The organism is Aeromonas sp. s13 (assembly GCF_040907905.1).
GTDB classification, from domain to species: domain Bacteria; phylum Pseudomonadota; class Gammaproteobacteria; order Enterobacterales; family Aeromonadaceae; genus Aeromonas; species Aeromonas veronii.
The window spans coordinates 23,608-33,477 of the sequence record NZ_JBFOCS010000087.1 but is presented as its reverse complement, the minus strand read 5'-3'; the positions used below and the strand labels follow the sequence as shown (position 1 = coordinate 33,477).

At 57.1% G+C, this 9,870-nt stretch carries 11 protein-coding genes; 8 read left to right on the top strand and 3 right to left on the bottom strand.

Annotated elements, in window-relative coordinates; translation table 11 throughout:
- Window positions 1–118 precede the first annotated feature (118 nt).
- Together AB5Y82_RS20150 and mutH are read right to left on the bottom strand one after the other, a co-directional pair.
- The gene (locus tag AB5Y82_RS20150; RefSeq protein WP_005348910.1) at window positions 119–442 is read right to left on the bottom strand and encodes an isoamylase early set domain-containing protein; all 324 of its coding nucleotides are present in this window, start codon (window positions 440–442) and stop codon (window positions 119–121) included.
- Between the two features lie 80 nt (window positions 443–522).
- Entirely contained in the window at window positions 523–1,197 is a 675-nt protein-coding gene (mutH, locus tag AB5Y82_RS20145; protein WP_108613392.1) for a DNA mismatch repair endonuclease MutH, read from the bottom strand.
- Between the two features lie 733 nt (window positions 1,198–1,930).
- Here mutH and rppH point away from each other — a divergent pair.
- The 8 genes from rppH (at window position 1,931) to AB5Y82_RS20105 (ending at window position 9,529) form a co-directional block, all read left to right on the top strand.
- Entirely contained in the window at window positions 1,931–2,458 is a 528-nt protein-coding gene (rppH, locus tag AB5Y82_RS20140; RefSeq protein WP_005340421.1) for an RNA pyrophosphohydrolase, read from the top strand.
- Window positions 2,459–2,472: 14 nt separating this feature from the next.
- Window positions 2,473–4,752: a phosphoenolpyruvate--protein phosphotransferase gene (gene ptsP / locus AB5Y82_RS20135; RefSeq protein WP_111901030.1), complete on the top strand. Its 2,280-nt coding sequence runs from the start codon at window positions 2,473–2,475 to the stop codon at window positions 4,750–4,752.
- Between the two features lie 67 nt (window positions 4,753–4,819).
- Window positions 4,820–5,644, top strand: a complete 825-nt coding sequence (lgt, locus tag AB5Y82_RS20130; RefSeq protein ID WP_031227775.1) for a prolipoprotein diacylglyceryl transferase — start codon at window positions 4,820–4,822, stop codon at window positions 5,642–5,644.
- Window positions 5,644–6,438, top strand: a complete 795-nt coding sequence (gene thyA, locus AB5Y82_RS20125; RefSeq protein WP_111901029.1) for a thymidylate synthase — start codon at window positions 5,644–5,646, stop codon at window positions 6,436–6,438. Before lgt ends, thyA begins: the two co-directional genes overlap by 1 nt.
- Window positions 6,439–6,661: 223 nt before the next feature.
- Window positions 6,662–7,852 carry a Na+/H+ antiporter NhaA gene (gene nhaA, locus AB5Y82_RS20120; protein WP_111901028.1) on the top strand — a complete coding sequence of 397 codons (1,191 nt, stop codon included), beginning with the start codon at window positions 6,662–6,664 and terminating at the stop codon, window positions 7,850–7,852.
- Window positions 7,849–8,256 carry a hypothetical protein gene (locus AB5Y82_RS20115; protein WP_005348920.1) on the top strand — a complete coding sequence of 136 codons (408 nt, stop codon included), beginning with the start codon at window positions 7,849–7,851 and terminating at the stop codon, window positions 8,254–8,256. The genes nhaA and AB5Y82_RS20115 overlap by 4 nt, the downstream gene beginning before the upstream one ends.
- Window positions 8,243–9,175 (top strand): transcriptional activator NhaR, encoded by a 933-nt coding sequence (gene nhaR, locus AB5Y82_RS20110; RefSeq protein ID WP_005340434.1) that lies wholly within the window; start codon window positions 8,243–8,245, stop codon window positions 9,173–9,175. Before AB5Y82_RS20115 ends, nhaR begins: the two co-directional genes overlap by 14 nt.
- A gap of 51 nt (window positions 9,176–9,226) precedes the next feature.
- Window positions 9,227–9,529, top strand: a complete 303-nt coding sequence (locus AB5Y82_RS20105) for a metalloregulator ArsR/SmtB family transcription factor (RefSeq protein WP_013724128.1) — start codon at window positions 9,227–9,229, stop codon at window positions 9,527–9,529.
- Window positions 9,530–9,578: 49 nt separating this feature from the next.
- Here the strand turns inward: AB5Y82_RS20105 and rpsT are convergent, their stop codons facing one another.
- Window positions 9,579–9,842, bottom strand: a complete 264-nt coding sequence (gene rpsT, locus AB5Y82_RS20100; RefSeq protein ID WP_005308808.1) for a 30S ribosomal protein S20 — start codon at window positions 9,840–9,842, stop codon at window positions 9,579–9,581.
- Window positions 9,843–9,870 lie beyond the last annotated feature (28 nt).

Here is a 9,870-nt window from a genome sequence, read left to right as displayed (position 1 = left end):
GCGTTGAAATACAGAACCCCCGATGCGGTACATAGGGGGTTCTGAGTAGAGAAATGCTAGTTGAAAATGTGTAAACCTATTTCAGGACTAGACACGTCTATTGGCTATCTGGGGGCCGTTACTGGATGACCCGAACTACCGAGTTGTCGCGTCCGAAGGGGCCTGGCACATAGTCGTCGGCTGCCCAGTCATTCTCGTAGAGGGTTTCCCCTGCCGGAGTGATGAGCTGGTAGCAATATTCAAAGTAGCCCGGGCCGTCGGTCGGCAGATTGAGGGTGGCTTTGAACTCGCCGCTCTTCATGCGTTTCAGCTCGACCGGTTGCCACTGGGTGAACTCGCCGATCAGCATCACCTGTTCCGCTCCTGCAGCCGCCTCTTTCTCTACGGCAAAGGTCACCTTGACCTCGGGCTTGGACTTCAAAAACTGTTTGATCAGTGGCATGACGCCTCCTTGTCTGTGAGTTAAAAATGGCTCCTGTCTATTTTTATACCACCATATGACAAAGATGTTGATAAGGCAGATCAAGTCGGCAAGGCAAAATAGCGTTGCAGCAAACTGTGGGTGAAGTCGATCTTGAGATAGAAGCCGCGGGGCAGGGTCATGATGGGTTGACCATCGCGGCCGATGGCGCGAGTCAGCGCCTTGTTGTTGGCCGCCTTGGGCCGCAGTTGCATCACCTGGCCGTGGCGTGCGCTGATCTGCTCCACTGCTCCCAGCACTATCATGTCCATCAGCTCCTCCCAGTCCTGACGCAGTAGCCGATCTTCCTCTTCATTCGGGCTCCACATCAGTGGCATGCCGACTCGCCGCTCGCCAACCGGGATCTCCCGACTGCCTTCCACCGGGATCCAGAGCACCCGGGAGAGCTTGTTACGCACGTTGGACTCCTCCCAGCGCTGGCCGCTGACGCCGATCAGCGGGGCGACGCAGACGAAGGTAGTCTCCAGCGGTTTGCCTTGAGGATCCACGGGGATCGTCTTGAGTTCGATCCCCAGCTCCGGGAAGTCCTGCTCCGGCTTGCTCCCTGCGCTGGCCCCCAGTTGCAGCTCGATCAACTGACCGACCCACCCCTTGTCACGGCGCAGGTCTTTGGGCACAGCGACACCAGCCTCGGCGGCCAGCTGCGCCAGCGTGAAGCCGGCCATGGCATAGGCGCGGCTCAATAACTCCTGCTCGGATTGGGGATTGCTTGGCATAGTTGGCTCCATCTTGCTCGCCATATTCTAGCAGGGGAGGATCCCGAGAAGGATCGCTGTTTTTATAACCGATCCTGAGTGGATAAGATCAAATGCAGAGAATTTGGGGGCTATCAGTTCATCATTATGATTTTAAAGGGTTTTGTCTGTTTTATCGAGCAGTAAGCCAGGTCTGGTTTGACCTCGAAATAGTTGTCCAAGGGTTTGTGCATGATGTTACACACAGTTATCCACAGAAATCTTGGATAAGTGGATGAAAGTGGTTGGAGTCGCTGATATGTTACAAAAAATTGTGAATGCCACCCCATTTTTACAGGGTAAACGGGGTAGATATTGTGCCACTCCTGTGGATAATTTCGCCGCGGTGGATCTTTGAACAGTTGAACTTGTTCACAATCTGGATCATGGATCTGACTCTTGGGGTGACATGGAACTAGATCCAGTTGTTTTATCTCAAGCTTATAAAAAATAATGATTTTTTATATTTTATGTCGCGTGGTGATACGGAGAGGCACTTTTCGCGTACAGTTAAAAAGTACTGTGTATACCCGTTTGCTAACAGCTTTATGCACAGCCTGGGTGGGCAACTTGGGGGAGCGGATCCTTGGATTTGTTTATAAGTATGTTTGAAATTGAAAGTTATTCATGAAACAGGGGATTCACTCCTTGTTTGCTGCCACGGAGTGAATGTGGAACAATCTCCTTATAGATTCAGCCTTTATAAGGTGATCACGTGATTGATGGCGACGGATTTCGTCCCAATGTCGGTATCGTGATCTGTAACCGTGAAGGACAAGTGTTGTGGGCTAAACGCTATGGGCAGCACTCCTGGCAGTTTCCGCAGGGGGGGGTTGATGATGGTGAAACGCCAGAGCAGGCCATGTATCGAGAGCTGTACGAGGAGATTGGCCTCAAGCCCGAAGATGTGACCATCATGGCCACCAGTCGTAACTGGCTAAAGTACCGTTTACCCAAACGTCTTGTCCGCTGGGACAGTTCACCGGTCTGTATTGGCCAAAAACAAAAATGGTTCCTGTTACAGCTGAATTCGGGCAAGGAGTCGCGGATCCAGTTTGGCTGTCATGGCCATCCCGAATTTGACGACTGGCGTTGGGTCAGCTTCTGGTACCCGGTGCGTCAGGTCGTCTCGTTCAAGCGGGAGGTTTATCGCCGGGTCATGAAAGAGTTTGCCCCGCTGGCGATGCCAGTGCCGGCAGTGCAGGTCAACAAGAAGGATGGGCGGCGCAACCGCGCCCGTTAAGGAGCACAGATTAGTTGTTAACGGAACTGAGACGTATCGTCGAGAGCATGGCCGAGGCCAATACCCTCGAGCAGGCCTTGCAGGCATTGGTGAGCCAGACCCGGCACGCCATGGTAGTGGACTGCTGCTCCGTCTATGTCTCGGAACCCGAGGTGCGCCGCTATCGTTTGGCGGCTACCGACGGCTTGGCCCCGTCCGCGGTGGGCAAGGTGACCCTGCCCTACGAGCAGGGCATCGTCGGTCTGGTCGGTCAGCGGGAAGAGCTGATCAACCTGGCTGATGCCCCCGCGCATCCCAGTTTCAAATTCCTGCCCGATGTGGCCGAAGAGGCGTTCCGCTCCTTCCTCGGCGCACCCATCATGCATCAGCGTCAGGTGGTCGGCATTCTGGTGGTGCAGCAGAAGGAGAGTCGCCGCTTCGATGAGGGGGAAGAGTCCTTCATGGTCACCCTGGCGGCCCAGCTGGCGGCGCGGATTGCCCAGGCGCAGGCCAAGGGGTGGTTGCAGAAGACCGACTGGAGCAAGCCGCTGCGCGGTATTGCCGGTGCCAGCGGCATCGCCATGGCCAAGGCCTGGGTGTGGCGGCCCCGCAAGGCGCTCTCGTCCATTACCCCGCGCAAGGATGAAGACCATGCCAGCCAGCTGGCGCGGCTGGAGCTGGCGGTTGAGGAAGTGCGGCACGACTTGGAGAGTCTGGCGCTGCGCTTTCGCGAGAGCTACAGCCAGGATTCGGTGGCGATCTTCGATATCTACCTGCATCTGCTGAACGATCCCGGCTACATCAAGCCGATTCGCAACAAGGTGAGCAAGGAGCACTGGACTGCGGTCTCTGCGGTCAAGCTGATTAGCGATCGCTTGATCGAGCAGTTCAAGGGGATGAAGGATCCCTACCTGCAGGAGCGCTCCACCGACGTGAAGGATATTGCCCAGCGGCTGATCAGCCGACTGGTGCAGAATGAACCGGAACATATCTCCATCGGCGAGCCGGTGGTGCTGGTTGCCGACGAGGTGACAGCCACCATTCTGGCGGAAGTGCCCCGCGAGTATCTGACCGGGGTGGTCTCGCTCAAGGGGGGAACCAACTCCCATGCGGCCATTCTGGCCCGCGCCATGGGGGTGGCCGCCATCATGGGGGTCGATCTGCCCCTTGGTGACATAGGCGGTCGCATGCTGGTCGTCGATGGCTATAGTGGTGATCTCTTCATCGAGCCCAATCAGGTGATTCTGACTGAGTATCGTCAGCTGCTGAGCGAAGAGCGGGCGCTCGATACCTTGGTGCGCAGTGTCGACAACCTGCCATCCGAGACGGCCGACGGCACCAAGGTCTCCCTGCTGCTCAACGCCGGTCTCAGTGCCGATACCGAGATCTCCCTCAATCAGCTGGCGGACGGGGTCGGTCTCTATCGCACTGAGATCCCCTTTATGCTGCAGGAGAGTTTCCCCTCCGAGTGGGAGCAGACTGCCCGCTATCGCGGCATTCTGGAGACCTACCGCAACCGGCCGGTCTGCATGCGGACGCTGGATGTGGGCGGCGACAAGCCGTTGCCCTATTTCCCCATCGTCGAGGAAAACCCCTTCCTTGGCTGGCGGGGGATCCGGATCACCCTGGATCACCCCGAACTGTTTCTGGTGCAGCTCAAGGCGATGCTGCGGGCCAGTGAAGGGCTGGACAATCTGGCCATCATGCTGCCGATGATCAGCAGCGTCAGCGAAATCAAGGCCTCCCGTCGTCTGCTGGATCAGGCATGGCGGGAAGTGTCGGAAGAGGCGGCGAGCCGCGATGCGGTGATCCGCTATCCCAGCCTCGGGGTGATGATCGAGGTGCCCTCAGCCCTCTTTATTTTGCCGGAGATGGCGCCGCTCATCGACTTCTGGTCGGTGGGCAGTAATGACCTGACCCAGTACCTGCTGGCGGTGGATCGCAACAACTCCCGGGTTGCCAACATCTACGATGCCTTCCATCCTGCGGTGATCCGCGCCCTGAAACAGCTGGTTGATGCTTCCCACCGTTACCAGAAGCCGGTGTCGGTGTGTGGCGAGCTGGCCGGTGATCCGGTCGGTGTATTGCTGCTGCTGGCCATGGGTTATCGCCGCTTCAGTATGAATACCCACAACATCGCTCGGATCAAGTACGTGCTGCGTCAATCCACTCTGAGCGAGTTGACCGAACTGATGGCCGATGGTCTCAAACATGACAACCCCCATGTACTGCGCGGCCTGTTTGCCCGCTATCTGGAGGAGCATGGTTTGGGCGGTTTGCTGCGAGCCGGTCATAAATCGAAACAGAGTGATTGATAATCATGCCTTGTCCCTGCTGACGAATGATCGGAAAATGCGGCTTTTATTTTGACTGGGGCCGCATATGCAGCACGATGGATATTGGGTTTTCTCGCAGATTGATCCCGTAGCATTCAGTTTGGGACCACTATCGGTACGCTGGTATGGTCTCATGTACCTGTTCGGTTTCGCTTTTGCCATGTGGCTGGCTGGCCGTCGCGCCGATGCACCGAACAGCGGCTGGACCCGCAACGAAGTGTCGGATCTGCTGTTTTACGGTTTCCTCGGGGTGATCCTCGGTGGCCGTGTCGGTTACGTGCTGTTCTACAACTTCGATCTCTTCCTCGCGGATCCCACCTACCTGTTCAAGATCTGGACCGGCGGTATGTCGTTCCACGGTGGTCTGATCGGGGTAATCACCGCGATGATCTGGTTTGCCCACAAGACCAAGCGCCACTTCTTCACCGTGGCCGACTTTGTGGCACCGCTCATTCCGTTTGGTCTCGGCGTTGGCCGGATCGGCAACTTCCTCAACGGCGAGCTGTGGGGCCGGGTTACCGATGTGCCCTGGGCTATCATCTTCCCGGAGGCTGGCCCCGAGCCGCGTCATCCCTCCCAGCTTTACCAGTTCGCGCTGGAAGGGGTGGTGCTGTTCATCATCCTCAACCTGTTCTGGCGCAAGAATCCGCCGCGTGGCGCCATCTCCGGCATGTTCCTGCTGTTCTACGGCCTGTTCCGCTTCCTGGTGGAGTTTGTGCGCCAGCCGGACAGCCAGCTCGGTCTCTACTTCCAGGAGATCAGCATGGGCCAGATCCTCTCCACCCCGATGATTATCGCCGGTGCCCTGATGATCTGGGCCGCCTACAAGCGTCCGCAGTTGTTCGGTAATGCCGTGAAGGAGGCGAAATAATGCGAGCTTATCTCGACCTGATGCAGAAAATCCTCGATGAGGGCACCGTCAAGTCAGACCGTACCGGCACCGGTACTGTCTCCCTGTTCGGCCATCAGATGCGCTTCAATCTGGCGGAGGGGTTCCCGCTGGTGACCACCAAGAAGTGCCACCTGCGCTCCATCATTCACGAGCTGCTCTGGTTCCTCAATGGCGATACCAATACCGCCTATCTGAAGGAAAATGGCGTCAGCATCTGGGATGAGTGGGCCGACGAGAATGGCGATCTGGGGCCGGTTTACGGCGCGCAGTGGCGCTCCTGGTCTGCGGCCGACGGCTCTGTCATCGACCAGATCCAGAAGGCGGTGGATGACATCAAGCACAACCCGGATTCGCGCCGTATCATCGTATCCGCCTGGAACGTGGGCGAACTGGACAAGATGGCGCTGGCTCCCTGCCACGCCTTCTTCCAGTTCTATGTGGCGGACGGCAAGCTCTCCTGCCAGCTCTACCAGCGCAGTTGCGATGTGTTCCTCGGCCTGCCGTTCAACATCGCCAGCTACGCCCTGCTGACCCACATGATGGCCCAGCAGTGCGATCTGGAAGTGGGTGACTTTGTCTGGACTGGCGGTGATGTGCATCTCTACTCCAACCACATGGAGCAGACTGCTCTGCAGCTCTCCCGCGAGCCGCGCCCGCTGCCGACCCTGGTGATCAAGCGCAAACCTGACTCCATCTTCGATTACAAGTTCGAGGATTTCGAGATCGAGGGTTATGATCCCCATCCCGGCATCAAGGCGCCCGTCGCCATCTGATAGCAAGGCGCCTCAGGGCGCCTTTTTTATGCAGTTAAATAATTGAAAATTCATTTTATTGATTAATAAGACGGTAGCCAGAGACGAGGAAAAACCTGCTTATAGCAGGTATGTTCTATTTTGCTTTCGGTTTTTTCGTTGTATTGAGCAGCAAGAAACGATTTTCCATTGGTTGTTGCAAGGGATAGACTCAAACCAAAGCAATACGGTGGAAAATTTAACCATGAGTGACGTAATCAAAAAGTTCCTGAAGCTGGAGGCCGCCTCCGGAATTATTCTGATCATGGCTGCCATGCTGGCAATGATTTTGGCCAATACCGCGCTGGCTGGCGGGTATCAGGCATTTCTCGATACGCCGGTGCAGGTGCGCATCGCGGCCCTCGACATCAACAAGCCGCTGCTGCTCTGGATTAACGATGGCTTTATGGCGATCTTCTTCCTGCTGGTTGGTCTGGAAGTGAAGCGTGAAATGCTGGAAGGGGCGCTCTCCTCTCGGGTGCAAGCGACTTTTCCGGCCATCGCGGCGGTGGGCGGCATGCTGGCTCCGGCCTTGATCTACGCCTTTTTCAACTATTCGGATGAAGTGGCGCGCGCTGGCTGGGCGATCCCGGCTGCGACCGACATCGCCTTTGCCCTCGGGGTGATGGCGCTGCTCGGCAAGCGGGTGCCGGTGAGCCTCAAGGTATTCCTGTTGGCGCTGGCCATCATGGATGACTTGGGTGTTATCATCATCATCGCGCTTTTCTATACCCAGCAGCTGTCGCTGGAGGCGCTGGCCATCGGTATTCTGGCAACCCTCACCCTGCTTTGGATGAATCGTCGTGGTGAGGACAGGATCAGCCTCTACATGCTGGTCGGTCTGGTGCTCTGGGTTGCGGTGCTCAAGTCTGGTGTCCATGCGACCCTGGCGGGTGTGGTAGTGGGCTTTATGGTTCCGCTTAACGGCAAGCGTTATGCCTCGCCGCTCAAGTATCTGGAGCACAAGTTGCACCCCTGGAGTGCCTATCTGATCCTGCCGCTGTTTGCCTTTGCCAACGCCGGGGTATCGCTGGAGGGGATTGGTCTCTCCTCCCTGCTGAGTCCGGTACCTATGGGGATCATGCTGGGGCTGTTTATCGGCAAGCCGCTCGGGGTGTTCACCATCAGCTGGCTGTCGGTCAAGCTGGGCATCGCCCAGTTGCCGCCCGGGGTCAACTTCAAGCAGATTTTTGCGGTCAGCATCCTCTGTGGCATCGGATTCACCATGTCGATGTTTATCGCGTCTCTCGCCTTCGAGCACGGTGGGCTGGATTACGGCAGCTACTCTCGCCTCGGGATCCTGGTGGGCTCCACCATGGCGGCGGTAGTCGGCTATCTGGCCTTGTGCATGGCCCTTCCCAAGGGTGAAGGGGAACAGAGTACGGAGGGACTATGAAGCTGCATACAGGGTTGTTGATGCTGTTGTTGAGCCCCGCGGCCTGGGCCGGCGGGCTGGAGGATTGCAAGCAGGACGCCACTTCGGCGAACTGCTCTGCCTATCTGAACGGAGTGGTAGACAGTGCCCTGCTGCTGGGGGACAAGCAGGCCAAGGCGCGCTTTGGCGAGACCTTCTCCGAGCGGGCGCTAAGCAGCCGGGCTGGCGAGATGGTCAAGCGCTCCAACAAGCGTTATTGCGCTGACCGGATGCCGGACAAGGCACGCCTCAAGGCCAGTCTGATGGAGCAGTTTGGCGCGAACAAGGTTGACTCGGTTAGCGACATGTATGACATTCTGGCGGTTGAACTCAGCTGCTACCGGAGTCCGCGTCAAGCGGGAACCCCATCGGATGTCACACCTTAACTACAACCATCTCTACTATTTCTGGATGACTCAGAAGAAGGGCTCCGTTACCCAGGCAGCGGAAGCCCTTTTTTTGACCCCGCAAACCGTCACCGGTCAGATCAAGCTGCTGGAGCAGCGCCTCGGGGGCAAGCTGCTCAAACGCAAGGGGCGCTCTCTTGAGGCGACCGAGCTGGGCCAGCTGGTGTTTCGCTATGCCGACAAGATGTTCAGCCTCTCCTACGAGATGCTCGATATCGTCAACTACCGCAAGGAGAGCCAGATCCTGTTCGACGTCGGCATCGCCGATGCCCTCTCCAAGCGCCTTGCCAGCCGCGTGCTTCTCTCTGTCATCCCCAATGATGGTTCCATCCATCTGCGCTGTTTCGAATCGACCCACGAACTGCTGCTGGAGCAGCTGAGCGAACACAAGCTGGATATGATCCTCTCCGACTGTCCAGTGGACTCCAGCCAGCATGCGGGGCTGCTCTCCAAGCGGTTGGGCGGCTGTGGCGTCAGCTTCTTCTGCAAGGCGCCATTGCCCGAAAAGCCCTTTCCCGCCTGTCTGGAAGAGCGCAAGCTACTGATCCCCGGTCGCCGTACCGCCATGGGGCGTCAGCTGACCCAGTGGTTCGAGCAGCAGGGGGTTTCTCCCAGCATTCTTGGCGAGTTTGATGATGCCGCCTTGATGAAGGCGTTTGGCTTCTTCAATCAGGGCATCTTTATGGCTCCCACCATCTATCGGGAGGAGATCCTCGAGGGGGAGGGGGTGATGCTGATCGGGGAAACTCAGGATCTGATGGAGGAGTATTACGTCATCTTCGCCGAGCGGATGATCCAGCATCCGGCGGTGAAGCGGGTCTGTGAGAGCGATTTTACCTTTCTCTTTTCCGGCCAAGAGAACTTCTCCGCCATCCAGCCGGCCACCCTGTCGTTTTAAAACGACCCGTCACCACGTATCATCGGCGATCAGTGGTAGAGGAGAGATGTGATGCAACTTGAAGAGATGGAAGCCAATGCGAGTAAAGCGGTGGCCTTGCTCAAGGCGCTGGCCAACGAACGGCGGCTGTTTATTCTGTGCCAGTTGCTGGAGCGTGAACTGTCGGTGGGGGAGCTCAACGAGCGATTGGGATTGAGTCAGTCGGCCTTGTCACAGCATCTTGCGCTGTTGCGGCGGGATGAGCTGGTGACGACGCGCAAAGAGGCCCAGACGGTCTACTATTCGCTGCGCAGCCATGAGGTGCGTGAAATGATCAGTTTGCTGCATCGACTTTATTGCAGCGCAGATAAATAAAAAACCGGCACTAAGGCCGGTTTTTTCAGCTTTGATCAGCAGACGCTGATTAAGCCATAGCTTTGATCTGGGCAGACAGGCGGCTCTTGTGACGAGCAGCTTTGTTCTTGTGGATCAGGCCTTTGGTCGCCATACGATCCATGATCGGCTGAGCAACAGCGAAAGCGGCAGTCGCAGCAGCTTTGTCGCCAGAGGCGATAGCAGCAATGACTTTCTTCAGGTAGGTACGGGTCATGGAACGACGGCTGGCGTTGTGCTGACGGCGTTTTTCTGACTGAAGAGCGCGCTTCTTAGCAGATTTGATGTTAGCCAAGGTAAAACTCCTAAAACTGTCTTAGCGA